Genomic DNA, 18,480 nt, shown 5'->3' with positions numbered 1-18,480 from the left:
ATAATCGGCGCGCCCATTTTCAGGATGCCGCCATGAACGACAGCGAAAGCCTCAAGGATTACCAGCGTGTGCGCCAACTGGCGATCCGCTCGCTGTTCGAGATCATCGAGCAGTCCAGCGAAGGCACGGTAATCGTCGACCGCGACGCCAATATCGTCTGGATGAACGAGCGCTACGCCCGGCGCTTCGGCCTTGAATCGGCCGCCTTCGCCATCGGCAAGCCCTGCGAAAGCGTGATCCCCGGCAGCCTGCTGCGGGAAGTGGTACGCAGCGGTCGCCCCATCCTGCTGGACATGCAGGACACCCCCAAGGAGCCGCTGGTGGTGATGCGCCTGCCGATCCACGACGACGCCGGCACGGTGATCGGCGCCATCGGCTTTGCCCTGTTCGATGAGCTGCGCAGCCTGTCTCCCATGCTCAAGCGCTACCTGAGCATGCAGGAGGAACTGGCCTCCACCCGCTCCCTGCTGCGGGCCCGGCAGACCAAGTACAACTTCGCCCATTTCATCGGCACCAGCGCCGCCAGCCTGGAGGTCAAGCGCCGCGCCCGACGCGGGGCCAGCGCCGAATCGCCGATCCTGCTGCAAGGCGAAACCGGCACCGGCAAGGAATTGCTGGCCCAGGCCATCCACGCCGCCTCGCCGCGGGCGCACAAGCCCTTTGTCAGCATCAACAGCGCGGCGATTCCCGAGGCGCTGCTGGAGGCGGAGTTCTTCGGCACCGCCCCCGGCGCCTTTACCGGCGCCGACCGCAAGGGCCGCGCCGGTAAGTTGCAGATCGCCCAGGGCGGCAGCCTGTTCCTCGATGAAATCGGTGACATGCCCCTGCCCCTGCAAAGCAAGTTGCTGCGGGTGCTGCAAGAGAAGGAATTCGAACCGGTGGGCTCCAACGAAGTGATCCACAGCGATGTGCGGATCATCGCCGCCACCTCCACCGACCTTGAAGCGGCAATCAAGCGCGGCGAGTTCCGCGCCGACCTGTACTACCGGCTCAACGTGCTGCCGATCCAGGTGCCGGCCCTGCGCGAACGCCTGGACGACCTGCCGGCCCTGAGCGAGGGGATTCTCGAAGAGCTGCGCAGCCAGCATGAACTGGACAGCGAAGCCCTGGCCCTGCTGGCGCAACATGCCTGGCCGGGGAATATCCGCGAACTGCGCAACGTGCTGGAACGGGCGGCGCTGCTCAGCGACGACCTGATGCTGGGTGCCGCGGACATTCGCGCGGCGATTGGCAGCTTCAGCCCGCTGCAACGCAATGCGGCCCCGCTGCTGGCCGAGGCGCCGAGCCAGGAAACCTACGCCGCAGCCCGGGAACGCTTCGACCGGCAATTGATCAGCGCCACCCTGGCCCAATGCGCCGGCAAAGTGGAAGAAGCAGCCCGGCGCCTGGGGCTGGGGCGCTCCACGCTGTACAAGAAGATGGCGGCCCTGGGGATTGCCGAGTCTCAATAACAAGACATAAATCCACTTTTAGAGACAGCCGCTTTTGTGGCGAGGGAGCTTGCTCCCGCTGGGCCGCGTAGCGGCCCTAAACCCAGTGATTGCGGTCTTTCTGACACAACCCGGTGGCCGACATGAGGAGTGCTGCGCACTCCAGCGGGAGCAAGCTCCCTCGCCACACTGTCTCAAATCAGAGAAAATCCGGATAAATCACATCTGAAATATCTAAAAAACACTTATATTTCAACAAGTTAACCACCTGGCACAGTTCTCGCTATAACGCTCTCCACACGCAACACCCGACAACAATAACAATCCTGGAGAGACACACCATGAGTGTGATCATTGCCTTGGCAGCCCTGGCGCTGCTGATGCTCGCGGCCTACCGTGGCTACAGCGTCATCCTCTTTGCCCCCATCGCCGCCCTCGGCGCGGTGCTGCTCACCGATCCGTCCGCCGTGGCGCCCGCCTTCACCGGGGTGTTCATGGAGAAGATGGTCGGCTTCATCAAGTTGTATTTCCCAGTGTTCCTGCTGGGCGCGGTGTTCGGCAAGCTGATCGAGCTGTCGGGCTTCTCCCGCTCCATCGTTGCGGCCGCGATCCGCCTGCTCGGCACGCGCCAGGCGATGCTGGTGATCGTTTTGGTCTGCGCCTTGCTGACCTACGGCGGCGTCTCGCTGTTCGTGGTGGTGTTCGCGGTCTACCCGTTCGCCGCCGAGATGTTCCGCCAGAGCAACATCCCCAAGCGGCTGATTCCGGCGACCATCGCCCTGGGCGCGTTCTCCTTCACCATGGACGCCCTGCCCGGCACCCCGCAGATCCAGAACATCATCCCCAGCACCTTCTTCAACACCACCGCCTGGGCCGCGCCCTGGCTGGGGGTGATCGGCACCATCTTCGTGTTCTGCGCCGGCATGCTGTTCCTCCAGCGCCAGCGCAACAAGGCGCAGAAGGCCGGCGAAGGCTACGGCACCGAACTGCGCAACGAACCGGAAACCGCCGAAGACCTGAAGCTGCCCAACCCCTGGCTGGCGCTGTCGCCGCTGCTGCTGGTGGGCATCATGAACCTGCTGTTCACCCACTGGATTCCCCAGTGGTACGGCAAGACCCACAGCCTCAGCCTGCCGGGCATGGCAACACCGGTGACCAGCGAAATCGCCAAGCTGACCGCCATCTGGGCGGTGCAGGCGGCGTTGCTGGTGGGCATCCTGATGGTGCTGATATGTGGCTTCTCGGCGATTCGCAGCAAACTCGCCGAAGGCAGCAAAAGCGCGGTCAGCGGCGCCTTGCTGGCGGCGATGAACACCGCTTCGGAATACGGTTTCGGCGCGGTGATCGCCTCCCTGCCGGGCTTCCTGGTGCTGGCCGACTGGCTGAAAAGCATCCCCAACCCACTGGTCAACGAAGCCATTACCGTAACCCTGCTGGCGGGCATCACCGGCTCGGCTTCCGGCGGCATGAGCATCGCCCTGGCGGCCATGTCCGAGAGTTTCATCAGCGCCGCCCACGCCGCCAACATTCCCCTGGAAGTGCTGCACCGGGTGGCGTCCATGGCCAGCGGCGGCATGGACACCCTGCCGCACAACGGCGCGGTGATCACCCTGCTGGCGGTCACCGGCCTGACCCACCGCGAAGCCTACAAGGACATTTTCTGCATCACCCTGATCAAGACCCTGGCGGTCTTCGTGGTGATCGCCACTTTCTACGCCACCGGCATCGTGTGAGGTATTCATGAACACTCTTTCTGGCAAGACCGCCCTGGTCACCGGCTCCACCAGCGGCATCGGCCTGGGCATCGCCCTGGTCCTGGCCAAGGCCGGGGCCAAGCTGATTCTCAACGGCTTTGGCGACGCCTCGAAGGCCATCGCCGAGGTCGGGCAATTCGGCGGCCAGGTTGGCCATCACCCGGCGGACGTCAGCGACCCGGCGCAGATCGCCGAGCTGTTCGCCTACGCCGAACGGGAATTCGGCGGCGTCGACATCCTGGTCAACAACGCCGGCATCCAGCACGTGGCGGCGGTGGAGGAATTCCCCGTGGAGCGCTGGGATTCGATCATCGCCATCAACCTGTCCTCGGTGTTCCACAGCACCCGCCTGGGGCTGCCGGGGATGCGCGCCAAAGGCTGGGGACGGATCGTCAACATCGCCTCGGTGCACGGCCAGGTCGGCTCGGTGGGCAAGGCCGCCTACGTCGCCGCCAAGCACGGGGTGATCGGCCTGACCAAGGTGGTGGGCCTGGAAACCGCCACCAGCAACGTCACCTGCAACGCCATCTGCCCCGGCTGGGTACTGACCCCGCTGGTGCAGAAGCAGATCGACGATCGTGTCGCCGCGGGCATTGATCCGCAACAGGCCCAGCATGACCTGCTGGCGGAAAAGCAGCCGTCCCTGGCGTTCGTCACCCCATCGCAACTGGGCGAGCTGGTGCTATTTTTGTGCAGCGAAGCCGGCGCCCAGGTGCGCGGCGCGGCCTGGAACATCGACGGCGGCTGGCTGGCGCAGTAAACCTGTCCATGCGCCCTTTTTGTGTGGCGAGGGAGCTTGCTCCCGCTGGGGCGCGCAGCGGCCCTAAAACCAGGCAACCGAGATTCAGCCAAAAAACACGGTCGCCTGGTTTGCGACCGCTGCGCCGCCGAACGGGAGCAAGCTCCCTCGCCACAAACAGCGGCAGAGCACCACCCAACATAAGAAGAAATAGAGGCCTTGCATGTCCGACATTCTCTGGCAACCCAGCGCCGAGCGCATCGACAAGACGCGCATCGACGCCTTTCGCCGCTTCATCAATCAGCGCCACGGCCTGGATATCAGCGACTACCCCAGCCTGCACCAGTGGAGCATCGACCAGCGCGAAAGCTTCTGGCAGGCGATCGTCGACTTCTTCGCGGTCAGCTTCCACCAGCCGGCTGAATGCGTGCTCCGCGAAGGCCCGCAGATGCCCAGCGCGCAGTGGTTTCCAGGGGCCAGGCTGAACTTCGCCGAGCACCTGCTCAAGCGCCGGGACGACGCGGTGGCGGTGGTGGCGATCAACGAAAACGGCCAGCGCGAACAGCTGACCTACGCCGAACTGGCGGCCCAGGTCGCCGGCCTGCAATGCAGCCTGCGGGCGGCCGGGGTCGGCCTCGGCGACCGGGTCGCCGCCTGCATGCCCAACACCTGGCAGACTCTGGTGGCGATGCTCGCCAGCACCAGCCTCGGCGCGGTGTGGTCCAGCTGTTCGCCGGATTTCGGCACCCAGGGGGTGATCGACCGCTTCGGCCAGATCGAGCCCAAGGTGCTGCTCACCTGCGCCGGCTATCGCTACGCCGACAAGGACATCGACCAGACCGCCAAGGTCAATGAAATCCTCGAACGCCTGCCGTCCCTGGAGCAGTTGCTCATCGTGCCCTACGCCCGTCCGCAGACGCGGGTCGAGGACTACCGTACCCAGGCCCGGATCAGCCTCTGGGACGACTTCTATCAGCCCGGCGGCGAACCCGAATTCGTCCCGGTGCCCTTCGCCCACCCGCTGTACATCCTCTATTCCAGCGGCACCACCGGGGTGCCCAAGTGCATCGTCCACGGCACCGGCGGCGTACTGCTGCAACACCTCAAGGAACACGGCCTGCACACCGACCTGGGCCCCGGCGAGCGGCTGTTCTACTACACCACCTGCGGCTGGATGATGTGGAACTGGCTGGTGTCGGCCCTGGCCACCGGCGCCAGCCTGGTGCTCTACGACGGCTCGCCCTTCCACCCGAGCAACGAGCACCTGCTCGACCTGATCGACCGCGAAGCCATCAACGTCTTCGGCACCAGCCCCAAGTACCTGGCGGCCCTGGAAAAAGCCGGCAGCCGGCCGCGCCACAGCCACCGCCTGGACAGCCTGAAGACCCTGCTGTGCACCGGCTCGCCGCTGTCGCCACAGAGCTACGACTACGTGTACCGCGAGATCAAGAGCGAGCTGTGCCTGGCCTCGATGTCCGGCGGCACCGACATCGTCGCCTGCTTCGTCGCCGGCAACCCGATCCAGCCGGTGCGCCGGGGCGAGATGCAGGGCAAGGGCCTGGGCATGGCCATCGAAGTGTGGAACGACCAGGGCCAGCCGGTGCTCGGCGAAAAAGGCGAATTGGTGTGCACCCGGCACTTCCCCAGCATTCCGGTGGGCCTGTGGCGCGACCCGGACCAGAGCAAGCTCAAGGCCTCGTACTTCAGCCTGTTCCCCGAGGTCTGGGCCCAGGGCGACTACGCCGAGCAGTTGGCCGATGGCGGCTGGCTGATTCACGGCCGCTCCGATGCGGTGCTCAACCCCGGTGGCGTGCGCATCGGCACCGCGGAAATCTACCGCCAGGTGGAGAAACTGGAACAGGTCCTGGAAAGCCTGGCCATCGGCCAGAGCTGGGAGCACGACGTGCGGGTGGTGCTGTTCGTGCGCCTGCAGGACGGCGTGGTGCTGGATGAAGCATTGCAGCAACGGATCCGCCAGGTGATCCGCGACAACACCACGGCGCGCCATGTACCGGCGAAGATCCTCGCGGTGACCGACATCCCGCGCACCATCAGCGGCAAGATCGTCGAACTGGCGGTGCGCAACGTGGTGCATGGCATCCCCGTGAAAAACACCGACGCCCTGGCCAACCCCGAGGCCCTGGAGCAGTTCCGCGACCGCGAGGAATTGCGCCACTGACGACGGCCAACCACCGCCGACGCAGCCCTTCGCGGCGCAGGACCTGTAGCCGCTGCCGAGCCCGCGAGGCTGCGCAAAGGGCCGCAGGGCCTTCAGCGATCTCAAGAGCTGCGCTTCCTGCGACGCAGTGCCGCCCAAAGCGTTCGCAGCCGGCGGCAGCGGCTACAGGGACCGTTCAGCCCCTCTAGACTGGTCATCTGCCGCAAAAGCAGGTGAAAATAACCCCGCCAGAAGCGCCTACAATCCATCCGTTTGAATATGCACGGCATGTCCATGCGACTTTTCCAGTACGCGAGCCATGACCTTGCCGCGTAACACCGCAGCGCCCAGGACACACCCGACATGAATGCCCCCCATTCCGCCAGCGAAGCCGCCACCCTGATTGCCCGCCTGGACTGGTCGGCCACGGCCCTCGGTCACTCCGGCCAATGGCCCCAGAGCCTGCGCACCGCGGTGGACATCGTGATTCATTCGCCGATGCCGATGTTGCTGCTGTGGGGCGGCGAGCTGACCCAGATCTACAACGACGGCTTCGCCCTGCTGGCGGGCAACAAGCACCCCCAGGCCTTCGGCCAGCCGGCGCACCTGATCTGGCCGGAGCTGATGGACTTCACCGACCCGGTCTACCGCGCGGTGCTCAACGGCCAGGTGCGCAGCTTCAGCGAGCAGCGCTTCAGCCTGCAACGCAGCGACGGCACCGCGCACGACCTGTGGCTGGACCTGACCTACAGCCCGATCCGCAACGAGCGCGGCGACGTCGCCGGGATCCTGGTGACCGCCATCGAAACCAACGAGCGCCGGCGCATCGCCCTGGAGCTGCAACAGCGTTCCGAGGCCAGCCTGCGGGCCCAGCACGAAACCGAAGAGCGCCTGCAACTGGCCCTGGCGGCCACCGACGCGGTGGGCACCTGGGACTGGGACATCGGCGAAGACCGCTTCATCGCCGACGCCCACTTTGCCCAGTTGCACAGCGTCGACCCGCAGCGGTCCCGGCAACTGCCCATCAGTGAATACCTCAAGGGCGTGCACCCGGAAGACCGGGCCACGGTGGCCCGCAGCATCAAGCACTGCATCACCCAGGGCAGCGAATACGCCGAGGAATACCGCCTGCAACTGGCCGACGGCCAGGTGCGCTGGGTGTTCGCCCGGGGCCGCTGCTACAAGGATCACCATGGCCGTCCCACGCGCTTTCTCGGCGCCGCCCTGGACCTGACCGAACGCAAGCAGATGGAACAGGCCCTGCGCCAGAGCCAGACCGAGCTGCAACTGATCATCAACGCCATGCCGGTCCTGATCGGCTACGTCGACCACGAGGAGCGCTTTCGCCTGAACAACAGCGCCTACCTGGACTGGTACGGCCTGACCCCGCAGGAGCTGTACGGCAAGACCATTCGCGAAGTGGTGGGGGACGAGATCTACGCCACCCGCGTCGAGAACATCCAGGCGGCCCTGGCCGGCACGCCGTGCAGCTTCGAGGCCAATTCGCCGCACCGCGACGGCCGTCCGCGCCATGCGCTGATGAAGTACCTGCCACGCTACGGCGCCGACGGCGCAGTCAATGGTTTCTACATCTTTGTCATCGATGAGACTGAACGCCGGCAGACCGAAGAAGCCCTGCGCAACCTCAACGAAACCCTGGAAGAGCGAGTCAACCAGCGCACCGAGGCCCTGGCCACCGCCAACCAGCGCCTGCAGAACGAGATGTTCGAGCGCGAGCGCGCCGAAGACGCCCTGCGCCATGCGCAGAAGATGGAAGCCGTGGGCCAGCTCACCGGCGGCATCGCCCACGACTTCAACAACATGCTCACCGGCATCATCGGCAGCCTGGATCTGATGCAGCGCTACATCGACAACGGTCGCAGCGACGAAATCGGTCGTTTTACCGAAGCCGCCATGTCCTCGGCCAAGCGCGCCGCCTCGCTGACCCATCGCCTGCTGGCCTTTTCCCGTCGCCAGTCCCTGGACCGCCGGCCCCTGGACCCGAACCAGCTGGTGCGCTCGCTGCACGAGCTGTTCAACCACACCAAGGGCGAGCACATCCAGTTGCAGATGCAACTGGCGGACGATGTTTGGCCGGTCAACACCGACGCCAGCCAGCTGGAGAACGCCCTGCTCAACCTGGTGATCAACGCCCGCGACGCCATGCCCCACGGCGGCTTGCTGTTGATCGAAACCGCCAACAGCTACCTCGACGGCAGCGACATCAGCACCCTGGAGCCGGTCAAGGCCGGCGACTACGTGATGCTGGGGGTCAGCGACAACGGCGCCGGCATGAGCCCGCGCATTCTGGCCAAGGCCTTCGATCCGTTCTTCACCACCAAGCCCATCGGCCAGGGCACGGGCCTCGGGCTGTCGATGATCTACGGTTTCGCCCAGCAGTCCGGCGGCCACGTGACCATCAGCAGCGAACCGGACCAGGGCACCTGCGTGCGCCTGTACCTGCCGCGCCTGCACAGCGCGCCCCTGGAAACGCCGGAGCCGGTCGGCAGCCAGCCAGCGCCCCAGGCCCTGGCCGGGGAAAGCGTGGTGGTGGTGGAAGACGACCCGGCGGTGCGCATGCTGGTGCTCAATGTGCTCAACGAACTGGGCTACCGCACCTTCGAGGCCGAGGACGCGCGCAGCGCCCTGCCCTTGCTGGAGTCGCCAATGCGCGTTGATCTGCTGGTGACCGATGTCGGCCTGCCGGGCATGAACGGCCGGCAACTGGCGGAGATCGCCCGCCAGCAGCGCCCGGGGCTCAAGGTGCTGTTCATGACCGGCTACGCGGAAAAGGCCGCCGAGCGCCAGGGCTTCCTGGAGCCGGGGATGGACCTGCTGGCCAAGCCGTTTTCCATTGAAGAACTGGCGCAGAAGATTCGCCAGATGATCGGTTGCGAGGCCTGAATTCAGGCATAATCCGCGGCCGCCGATTTCCCGCTACAGGTCACGCATCATGAAAGCCCAAGCCCGCCACATCCTGGTGAAAACCGCCGAAGAAGCCGAACAGCTCAAGCAGCGCATCGCCAAGGGCGAAGCCTTCGACGTGCTGGCCAAGAAGTATTCCACCTGCCCATCCGGCAAGCGCGGCGGCGATTTGGGGGAAGTGCGTCCGGGGCAGATGGTCGGCGCCATCGACCAGGTGATCTTCAAGAAACCCCTGCGCACCGTGCATGGCCCGATCAAGAGCAAGTTCGGCTATCACCTGGTGCAGGTGTTCTTCCGCGACTGACGCCCCAGCCCCAGCCCGTACCTCCCCGCCGTAGGAGCTGGCTTGCCAGCGAACGCGCCGGCATGACCGGCACCCGACTCAGCGGCCTCTTCGCCGGCAAGCCGGCTCTACAAACCGGCCTCCCGGGGAATCAAGGCCCCCGGATGCTGAATCACCCGGCTCGCCAACCGATGTCCGGCCTCTGCCGCCGCCACCGGGCTGCCACCGCGCAAGCGACAGGCCAGATACGCGGCGCTGAAGGAATCCCCCGCCGCCGTGGTATCCACCACCCGCGCCACCGGCAGCGCCGGTATCTCGTAGTGCTCACCGCCGCAACGCACCAGGCACGAATCCGCCCCGCGCTTGATCACCACCTCGGCCATGTTCGGGTAAGCGGCAAACACGCCATGGGCATGGTCATGGCCGAACAGCGCCTGCTCGTCCTCCAGGGTCAACAGCGCCAGGTCCACCTGCTCCAGCACCTGCAGATAGGCGTTTCGCGCCTGCTCCACCGAGGCCCAGAGCCGGGGACGGTAGTTGTTGTCAAAGACGATCTGCGCCCCGCGATTGCGCGCCTCAAGCAGCAGGCCGATCAGCTTCTTGCGCCCCGACTCCCCCAGCACCGCCAGGGTGATGCCGCTGAAATACAGCACATCGTAATCGCGCAAATCGGCCAGGATCGGCCCGGCTGCCGCAGTGTTGAAGCAATCGCGCACCGCCGCCTCATTGCGCCAGTACAAGAAGCGCCGCTCGCCCCGGGCATCGGTCTGGATGCAATACAAGCCCGGCAACCGCCCGGGCAGGCGCTGGACCTTTCCCAGGCCGATCCCTTCCTCGGCCCAGCTCTGGCACATGGCATCGCTGAAGCTGTCGTAACCCAGGGCGGTGACGTAATCCACCTGGGCCTGCGGCCCCAGCTCGCGGCACAGGTACACCGCCGCATTCAAGGTATCGCCACCAAAGCCCTGTTGCAGGCTGCCGTCATGGCCCTGTTGCAGCTCGATCATGCATTCACCGATGGCCGCGATGCGTTTCTTGTTATTCATGTTCATCTCCCCCTGCAGGAGCTGGCTTGCCAGCGAAGGCCATGCGCAAGACCTGCGCCCCATCCAAGGGCCGCTTCGCCGGCAAGCCGGCTCCTACAACATCCTGTATTGCACCCACCGTGCAGGCGCTGGATCGCCAGCGAAGGCGTCAGAAGCAGGTTTCCAGGTTTTCGATCACTCGCAGATGCTCATCCACCAGCAGCCCGATGCGCCACTTGTCGAAGGTCAGGCAGGGGTGCGATGTGCCGAAGGAAATGATGTCGCCAATCCGCAGCTCCACGCCCGGCGCCACCGTGAGAAACGCATGCTGGTCCATCACCGCGGTGACCTTGCACGCCGTCACATCATCCCCGGCGCCCGCCTCGGCCCCGGCGCGATAACGCCGCAGCGGCACCGGCAGGCCGGCGTCGTAGGCCACATCGCGCTTGCCCAGGGCCACCACGGCAAAACCCGGCTCCGGCAGCGACTGCACATGGGCCCAGACTTCCATGGCCGGGCGCAGGCCCTCGTGCAGATCACTGCGTCGCTCCAGCACGCAGCACTGGGCCTCCTTGTAGATGCCGTGGTCATGGGCGATGTAGCTGCCCGGACGCAGCACGCTAAGGAAGCGGCCCTTGGCGTTGTGGGTCTCGAACGACTCGGCGATCAGGTCGTACCAGGCCGAACCCGAAGCGGTGATGATCGGCCGCTCGATGGCAAACAGCCCGTCGTTATGCAGATCCACCGCCAGACGCACCAGGGAGTCGGCAAACTGGCGAATGCCGCTGATGGCCTGATCACCATGGATCACCCCTTCGTAGCCTTCGATACCGCACAGGGCCAAAGCCGGCTGCGCCTGGATCGCCTTGGCCAGGGCCAGCACCTCCTGCTCGCTGCGGCAGCCGCAACGACCGCCGACCACGCCGTACTCGATCATCACCTTGAGGGTGACCCCGCGCTGGGCGAAAAACGCCCCCAGGTCGGCGACGTTGTCCGGGTGATCGACCATGCAATAGAAATCGAAATCAGCGTCCGCCAGCAGCTCGGCGATCAGCGCCATGTTCGGCGCCCCCACCAGCTGATTGGCCATCAACACCCGGCGCGCGCCATGGGCGTAGGCGGCGCGGGTCTGTACTGCGGTGGCCAGGGTGATGCCCCAGGCACCGGCGTCCAGCTGCCGCTGGAACAGCGCGGGCATCATGCTGGTCTTGCCGTGGGGCGCCAGCTCCGCGCCGCTGTCACTGACGAACTTCTGCATCCAGCGGATGTTGTGTTCCAGCGCCTCGCGGTGCAGCACCAGGGCCGGCAGGCTGACGTCGCTGAGCAAGCTCGCAGCGTGGGCCGCGGCGCCCTTTTCCACCAGGGGCAGATTCAAAGCAGAAGACATGTTGGCACTCCTTATCAAGGCGGCTGCGCACAGCCGCGACACAGTCATCAATCGTTGATACGCCGGGCCAGCCGGTTGGCGCTGTCGATCAGCACCCGGCGATAGGCCTGGTAATTGCTCTGCGCATCGGCCCTCGGCGCGACGATGCACAGGGTGCAGATGCACACCCCGCGCTCATCGCGCACCGGCGCGGCAAAACAATGGGTAAAGGTGTCGGCGACACTGTCGAAGGAAAAGAACCCCTCCTCGGTGGCCAGACGGATTTCCTCCAGGAAGGTCGCCAGCGGTAAGCGCTGGCCATCGGGGAGGATGAAGTCGCGCTCATCGATCAACTCGGCAATCTGCGCATCGCTCATGTGCCCCAGCAGCAAACGCCCGGAAGCGGTCCAGGGGATCGGCGCGTTCTCGCCGATGTCCGAGGAAATGCGAAAATGCCGCTCGCCTTCCTTCATCAGCGCCACGGTGTATTTGCGCCCGTTGAGCAGGCACATCTGCGCGGTTTCCCCGGTCTGGCTGACGATCTCCTGCAAAGCCTGATCGGCCTCGCGGCTCAGATCGAAATGACGCAAGTGCGCCTGCCCGAGAAAATACAACTGACGGCCCAGGTACACCTGCCCGTCCTTGCCCACCGGCTCCAGCACCCGCCGCTCCAGCAAGGACGCCACCAGCTCGTAGACCGTGGACTTGGGGCTGCCGATGCCCTTGGCGATATCGTTGGGCCGCAACGGCTGGCCGATCTCCTTGAGGAAATCGAGAATATCGAACGCCCGATCCAGGCCCTTGGCCCGGCGCTTGATGCTGTCTTCGCTCATCTACCTGCGCTCCCTCTATCGACCCGTAGGAGCCGGCTTGCCGGCGAAGAGGCCCTCAAGCCTCGTGCCGCCCTCACGGGCGCCTTCGCTGGCAAGCCAGCTCCTAGAGGCCGCGGCCATCAGGCCTTCTTCTTGTACGCCACACAGTCGATCTCGACCTTGCAGTCGACCATCATGCTGGCTTGCACACAGGCCCGGGCCGGTGCGTGTTCGGGCTTGAAGTACTCGCCGAACACCTTGTTGAAACTCCAGAAATCCCGCGGGTCCTCCAGCCACACGCCAACCCGCACCACATCCTCCAGGCCGTACCCGGCCTCTTCGAGAATGGCCAGCAGATTGCGCATCGTCTGATGCGTCTGCTCGACGATCCCACCGTGAATGATCTCGCCATCCAAAGCCGGCACCTGGCCGGACACATACAGCCAGCCATCGGCTTCGACGGCGCGAGCGAAAGGACGCGGCTGGCCACCGCCTGCGGTGCTGCCGGTGCCGTAACGGGTGATGCTCATAAGAAATCCTCCTGGTTGAAGGTTGGCCATCTGGCGGCTCCATCTGGCCGCCCTGCGCGAGCGCACTACGCGGCTCGCTGGCGGTTTCTGCGGGATATCGGCCGCAGCAACCCGCGATGGTCTGGAAACGCACAGGCGTTGCACAAATAAATTCCACTATAACGGAACAAAATATCAAATAGCGGAACAGGCGCCAGAGTGTGCCATGGAGAACAAAGGAGATAACAGGGGGGAGGGAAAAACTTTCCAGAACCAGGAATGGAGAAGCGAGAAAAGGCCATCGGCCAATGTCAGGCATTTCTGTATTTGCTGCAGGCACGCCCAAACGGCTTGTGACGCCACTCGCCCCCCTCTACATTCCGTTGCGTCGCAGTGGTCCGCGACCGGATTTGGCCGTCCGAATCTCCATGAGCACACCTCAATATTCCTGCATGGAGCGTCACTGCCATGGATCTGCAACCTTTCACCTCTTCCACCTCCGACCACCCCGTCGCCTTCATCAACCCACAAGCGCCGCTGCTCGACCTGCTGACCTACGCCGGCCTGCGTATCCGCGCCGCCCGGGACATGCTGGACAGCCTTGCCGACATGACCAGCCGCCACGCCGATCACCTCGACCTGCAGCGCTTCTCCAGCGTGGCGACCCTGTTGTTGCAGGACGGCTGCGATGTGTTGCAGGTAGCGGAACAACAAGCGCTGCAACTGCCGGAGCAGTAACCCAAAGCACCGCCAAGGCTCCTGCTTTGCTCGGCTCAGATTTGCTTTGGCTTTTGATCTTGATCTGTTTGCCCCATTAACCACGATGGCCGAACGCAGGCATTGAGCCGTGGGTAACCCGGCAGGGATGCCGGGTTAGCCGCCACCCGGCCATGGATGGCCGGTGGCGGCGGCCCACGGATCAATGCCGGAGAGAGGGAATGCCGAGCCTCGGCGAGGCACCGAGTGGAAGGGCAAGACTTTTTGGTTCCTTTTGTGTGGTTTGACAAAAGGGACTCGCCGTAAGGGCGAAACCGCCAGTGGCCACACCCAAAGCAACGGATATGTACACCTGCCAAATCGGGGACTCAGGTTCACGCGAGCCGAAACGCCAGCCGCTCGACCGAGAGCAAGCTCCCTCGCCACAGCGCTTGTGTGGCCATGGCTGACGACTGGATGACAGCGCAGCAACCGCTACCTACAACACCCAATCCAGCGGCGTCCGCGATGCCGCCTTCGCTGGCAAGCCAGCTCCTACACAAGAACCCCCATCGTGCGTGTCACCCCTGTACCTGAACCAAACTGTTACCCATGTGGGTGAACGACTTCTCCTATGGAAAGCCTGGCGCCCACAAGGCCTCAATCAAAATCAGCAACACACAGCACCCACCACAGATTCCGCGCCCCCTGACACACCACATAGGCAGAAGAAATAGTCGAATCCCTGGTCAACTCACTCCAATCGGAACTATCGAGCCGATACACCACCAGCTCGGAAAACGGAGCCGGAAACACCGCCTCCAGCGCCTCATCCACCAACTTCCGAGCGCTGGCCAGGCTCAACCCACGGGGCGCGTGATGACACCCGCCCCGCAGCAGCACCGCCAGCAACGAGCCCTCGAACTCATATCGATTCAACATGGAAAAGGACCCGAACCCAGGCTCGATCTGCCCAATAGCCGTCGACCTGGCGAGGTTGCTGAAACGCTCCAGAAACTCGCCCAGTCGCGTTCTCTCATCCAACGCCTTGATTGAGGGATCTGGCTTGAAGAAGCTGGACACCACCTCGCCACTCTCGGCAAGCACGGCAAGCAGTTCGACAAGGGGTTGCTTGTCGACGACGAACTCGCTGGCACCGGTAAATGGCGCTACAGCATCGCGCTTCAGACTTTCATCTTGATTCATGATCGAGCACCCGACTTTGGCCGCAAACGGGCAATCACCAGAGCGACTACCGTGCCCTGGGCTTTTGCGGCCGCAGATAAAAACCAGAAATAAGCGCAATCAGCACCAGCATCAATGCCAGGCTGGGATCACCTTTAGGCAGCATGAATTGATAAAGGCCAGCGCCCATCGAGAGCATCGACCCCATGCACAACACAAACCAAACAGCTTTTTTAACCCGCTTCACGATCTGATGACATCCCTTCCACAGATAACTTCAACGGCACCACTCAGAACGACCAGGCCGGGGGGACGACAATGTATCGGCCGCACAGGTGCACGGCAAACCCGAAAACCATCCCCGCCCCACAGCGCCTTCGTGCTTACGCCTTGAAGGTCAAGATCGGCGAAAACCGCGCCATCACCGACACCGTCCCCTCCTCCACCTGGGACTGGATCACCTGGCCAATTTCCTTGTAGGCCCCCGGTGCTTCTTCGATCATCCGTTCTTCCTTGGTGGTGATGCACTCCACGCCCTGCAAGCCGAGGAAGGCCTTGTCCTTCTTGGCCTTGAACACGATCTCGCTGCGCGACATCGAGCGCCCGGCGCCGTGGCTGGCCGAGCGCAGCCAGCGTTCGTTGCCCAGCCCGGTGAGCAGATAGGAGTCATGCCCCATGCTCCCCGGGATCAGCAGCGGTTGCCCGGCATAGGCCGGTGTCGCGCCCTTGCGGTGCACGTTGCCGCCTTCTTCACGCAGCACGATGTTGTGCGGCACATCGACAATCAGCGGCGCTTCGATGCCCGCGCCGAACACCTGCCGGGTGCGCTGGCGGACCATTTCCGCGATCAGTGCGCGGTTGGCGTCGGCGTAGTGGGCGGCGCTGTGCATGGCCAGCAGGTACTCGTCGGCCATCTCGCCAAACAGGGCGAAGATCTTCGAATCGGGGTGCTTGATCCCCGCCGGCCACAGGGCCTTGGCCTTGTCCATCCAGCGCCGTCCGACATAGAAGCCCACGTCGCGAGAGCCGGTGTGGATCATCATCACCACTTGCCCCACCGACAGGCCCTGAGCGAAGCAGGCCTGACGATCCACCAACTCGGTGACCACCTGGATCTCGACAAAGTGATTGCCGCCGCCCAGGGAACCCAGGCCCGGGTCGCGGAGAATTTTCCGCGAGCGGTCCTGCAAGGCTTCCGGCGCGTAGTCGGCGCTGCCACGGGCGAAGGACGACTCATGCAGGCCCGACAGCTCACGCTGCAACTGGGCGAAATCCGCCCCGGCAAACAGCCCGATCGGGTCCTGTTGCTGTACCTGGGCCCAGAAATCCCCGAGCCCCGAAGCAAACAGTGCGCTCATGGCCGTGGGGCTGGTGGGAATATTGCGCGTGCCTTCCAGCAGATCGCCACGTACCAGGGCAGTCCACTTGGCTTTCTGCGCCATGAACTGCTCGTAGTTCAGCCCCAGCTTGTGCAGGCGCATGCCGCAATTGATGTCGGTGCCGATGGCTTGCGGCACCACCATGTCGTGGCTGGTGACAATCACGCTGCCCACCGGAATCGGGCTGCCGGTGTGGAAGTCCGGCGTGGCGCAGGCGCACTTCACTTCGCCGCCATGGGGGTGAGCCACCTTGGCGAAATCCATCAGCTGCAGGACGGCTTTTTCCTCGATGGCAAAGCTGTCGGGCAGCAGCAGATCCACCTTGAGCCCGGCGGCATTGGTGGACGAGATAGAGAGGGAATTGGAATTCAGGCGTTCGATGGCCACCCCGGAACGGGCGAGCTTGTGCTGAATTCTTTTCAGAGGAGTCTTGGTCATTTTCAACTGCTTTTCTTGGACGCAACAAAACAACCACCCTGTTGGTGGCTGGAATTGTCTGGTCAGCAGCGAAACTTAGACGGCGCGGATAATGGGGAATGACGCCGTGGATGTAAATAGCTAGCGGAAATTATTTGCCCAGGCGCCTGGGGAGGCGCCTGCCGGGCCGCGTGGCGTCAATGTGGCTTTGGCCCGCCTTTCCACGGTGTGTAAAACACGCTGGCATGGATCGGCGGCACCTGGCCCTGCTCCAGCGCAAAACCCGGCATCTGCCGCAGGTCCAATTGCTCACACAGCTGCGTGGCGCGATTGCGCAATTGATTATCGGGCTTGAATGACTCGGGTCGGTAGCGCACCGCCCGCAGGTTCACCCAGCACTCCTGCACCCGGCCCTGGGGATCGGCCTTGACCTCAAAACTGGCCACCCCAACGCTGTCCACCGACAAAGGGGCCAGGGTGTGCGTCCAGAAGAAATGGCCTTTGGCGTATTCTCCGGCATTGAACTCAAACTCCTTCAATTGCTCGTCTTCCAGGGTCAAGCGAGGGAACATCAACGTCCCTTTGACCTCCAGCACACCGTCAGGCTCAAAGGCGGCGGCGGGCGCCACAGGGAACACCGTGTTCCAGCAGATGCTCTTGAGCATCTCGCCGAGTTTCGGGTGGTAGGGATAGGCCCTCGCGTCAGGCAAGGGGCTGCTCTGCGCTGCACAATCGATGACCTGATTCTGCCGATTGAACCGCATGACCAACTCCACGCTGCCCGTCAGTTGCTCGGCGTTGGCCCTGAGGCTCTCGCGGTACAGCACTTGCTGCACAGCGTTGGCATAGAACTGCGTCTCCAGCTGTCGTTGCTGCTCGTCCTGGGACAGCGGGGGGCCAGGCAAGTCCGATTGGCAACCGCACAACGCCAGAAGAAGGCCGGCCAACAACCCGCACTGCGCCGGGGTTGCGTTGAGAAAGTTGTACATGCTCAGTTCCTTTGATGGGTTCACTGACGAACCGTCCTGCACTGCGTTCAACGAGGTCAAGGTGCTGGATCCTAAGGCAGCCCGCTGGTTAAAAGCCAACGACCATTGCCGGCAACCACCGTCGCTCCTGTCAGCTGGCGATTGTCGCCGGCGCCACAAAAGCGTCTCCAGGCGCCCGGCAAAAACGGGTTACCCTGGCGCTCCCCACCCATTCATCGCTCCAAGGAAGGACCGCCCCATGACCCGCGCCATCACCCTGCTCAGTGACAACTTCGCCGACTGGGAAACTGCCCTGATCAACGCCACCGGCCGTGGCTTCTACGGTTTCGACTGCCGCTACGCGTCTCCCAAGGGCGCCATCGTCACCTCCATGGGCGGCCTGCGGGTGACCCCGGACCTGGCGCTGGAAGACATTCATCTGGATGAAGTCGACCTGCTGATGGTGTGCGGCGGCAGCATTTGGCAAAGCGCCAACGCACCGGACATCGGCGACCTGCTGCGCGCCGCCCAGGCACGCCACATCGTGATCGCCGCCATCTGTGACGGCACCCGCGAGCTGGCACGCGCCGGGGTGCTGGACGCGCTGAAACACACCTCCAACTCGGCGGCCAACCTGCTGGCGGTGGACTATGGCGGCGGCGCCTTCTATCAGGATGTGCCCCATGCCGTGGCGGACCAGCGCGTGATCACCGCCCCGGGCAGCGCACCGGTGAGCTTCATGGCGCAGATTCTCAGCACCCTGGGGATCAGCGACGCCAACCTGACCGCCTACCTCGCAATGCACGCTGCAGAACACCGCGCGTCGCACTGAAT

16 protein-coding genes are annotated in these 18,480 nt (G+C 64.2%); 8 read left to right on the top strand and 8 right to left on the bottom strand.

What is annotated here, in order from left to right:
* The first annotated feature begins 32 nt into the window (after positions 1–32).
* The 6 genes from GGI48_RS27590 to GGI48_RS27565 all read left to right on the top strand — a co-directional run bounded on the left by GGI48_RS27590 (position 33) and on the right by GGI48_RS27565 (position 9,310).
* The gene (locus GGI48_RS27590) at positions 33–1,451 is read left to right on the top strand and encodes a sigma-54-dependent Fis family transcriptional regulator (protein ID WP_179601042.1); all 1,419 of its coding nucleotides are present in this window, start codon (positions 33–35) and stop codon (positions 1,449–1,451) included.
* Positions 1,452–1,771: 320 nt separating this feature from the next.
* The gene (locus GGI48_RS27585) at positions 1,772–3,163 is read left to right on the top strand and encodes a GntP family permease (RefSeq protein WP_179601040.1); all 1,392 of its coding nucleotides are present in this window, start codon (positions 1,772–1,774) and stop codon (positions 3,161–3,163) included.
* Positions 3,164–3,170: 7 nt separating this feature from the next.
* Entirely contained in the window at positions 3,171–3,944 is a 774-nt protein-coding gene (gene hbdH / locus GGI48_RS27580; protein WP_103742170.1) for a 3-hydroxybutyrate dehydrogenase, read from the top strand.
* A gap of 202 nt (positions 3,945–4,146) precedes the next feature.
* Positions 4,147–6,102, top strand: coding sequence for an acetoacetate--CoA ligase (locus GGI48_RS27575; protein ID WP_179601038.1), 1,956 nt, complete (start codon positions 4,147–4,149; stop codon positions 6,100–6,102).
* Positions 6,103–6,444: 342 nt separating this feature from the next.
* Positions 6,445–8,985: a PAS domain-containing sensor histidine kinase gene (locus GGI48_RS27570; protein WP_179601036.1), complete on the top strand. Its 2,541-nt coding sequence runs from the start codon at positions 6,445–6,447 to the stop codon at positions 8,983–8,985.
* 49 nt (positions 8,986–9,034) lie between these two features.
* A complete protein-coding gene (locus GGI48_RS27565; RefSeq protein ID WP_011061856.1) occupies positions 9,035–9,310 on the top strand; it encodes a peptidylprolyl isomerase in 276 nt (91 codons plus the stop codon).
* A gap of 107 nt (positions 9,311–9,417) precedes the next feature.
* Here the strand turns inward: GGI48_RS27565 and GGI48_RS27560 are convergent, their stop codons facing one another.
* The 4 genes from GGI48_RS27560 to GGI48_RS27545 all read right to left on the bottom strand — a co-directional run bounded on the left by GGI48_RS27560 (position 9,418) and on the right by GGI48_RS27545 (position 13,022).
* Positions 9,418–10,335, bottom strand: coding sequence for a sugar kinase (locus GGI48_RS27560; protein ID WP_179601034.1), 918 nt, complete (start codon positions 10,333–10,335; stop codon positions 9,418–9,420).
* A gap of 148 nt (positions 10,336–10,483) precedes the next feature.
* Positions 10,484–11,701 (bottom strand): amino acid deaminase, encoded by a 1,218-nt coding sequence (locus tag GGI48_RS27555; RefSeq protein WP_179601032.1) that lies wholly within the window; start codon positions 11,699–11,701, stop codon positions 10,484–10,486.
* A 47-nt stretch (positions 11,702–11,748) separates the two neighbouring features.
* Entirely contained in the window at positions 11,749–12,513 is a 765-nt protein-coding gene (locus GGI48_RS27550) for an IclR family transcriptional regulator (RefSeq protein ID WP_179601030.1), read from the bottom strand.
* Between the two features lie 119 nt (positions 12,514–12,632).
* A complete protein-coding gene (locus GGI48_RS27545) occupies positions 12,633–13,022 on the bottom strand; it encodes a RidA family protein (RefSeq protein ID WP_016968574.1) in 390 nt (129 codons plus the stop codon).
* Positions 13,023–13,469: 447 nt separating this feature from the next.
* Between GGI48_RS27545 and GGI48_RS27540 the strand changes: the two genes are divergently transcribed.
* Positions 13,470–13,739, top strand: a complete 270-nt coding sequence (locus GGI48_RS27540; RefSeq protein ID WP_103742177.1) for a hypothetical protein — start codon at positions 13,470–13,472, stop codon at positions 13,737–13,739.
* A gap of 618 nt (positions 13,740–14,357) precedes the next feature.
* Here GGI48_RS27540 and GGI48_RS27535 read toward each other — a convergent pair.
* The 4 genes from GGI48_RS27535 to GGI48_RS27520 all read right to left on the bottom strand — a co-directional run bounded on the left by GGI48_RS27535 (position 14,358) and on the right by GGI48_RS27520 (position 17,667).
* Positions 14,358–14,903: a hypothetical protein gene (locus tag GGI48_RS27535; RefSeq protein WP_179601028.1), complete on the bottom strand. Its 546-nt coding sequence runs from the start codon at positions 14,901–14,903 to the stop codon at positions 14,358–14,360.
* Between the two features lie 46 nt (positions 14,904–14,949).
* A complete protein-coding gene (locus tag GGI48_RS27530) occupies positions 14,950–15,129 on the bottom strand; it encodes a hypothetical protein (RefSeq protein ID WP_134928841.1) in 180 nt (59 codons plus the stop codon).
* 136 nt (positions 15,130–15,265) lie between these two features.
* Complete coding sequence (locus GGI48_RS27525) at positions 15,266–16,699, bottom strand: RtcB family protein (protein WP_179601026.1); 1,434 nt, start codon at positions 16,697–16,699, stop codon at positions 15,266–15,268.
* A 176-nt stretch (positions 16,700–16,875) separates the two neighbouring features.
* Positions 16,876–17,667 carry a hypothetical protein gene (locus GGI48_RS27520; protein WP_103739613.1) on the bottom strand — a complete coding sequence of 264 codons (792 nt, stop codon included), beginning with the start codon at positions 17,665–17,667 and terminating at the stop codon, positions 16,876–16,878.
* Between the two features lie 238 nt (positions 17,668–17,905).
* Between GGI48_RS27520 and GGI48_RS27515 the strand changes: the two genes are divergently transcribed.
* The gene (locus GGI48_RS27515) at positions 17,906–18,478 is read left to right on the top strand and encodes a type 1 glutamine amidotransferase family protein (protein WP_047304979.1); all 573 of its coding nucleotides are present in this window, start codon (positions 17,906–17,908) and stop codon (positions 18,476–18,478) included.
* Positions 18,479–18,480 lie beyond the last annotated feature (2 nt).

The sequence above is a fragment of the Pseudomonas protegens genome (assembly GCF_013407925.2).
In the GTDB taxonomy this organism is placed as follows: domain Bacteria; phylum Pseudomonadota; class Gammaproteobacteria; order Pseudomonadales; family Pseudomonadaceae; genus Aquipseudomonas; species Aquipseudomonas fluorescens_AP.
The sequence above is the reverse complement of the archived record's forward strand: the minus strand, read 5'-3'. Positions and strand labels throughout refer to the sequence as shown.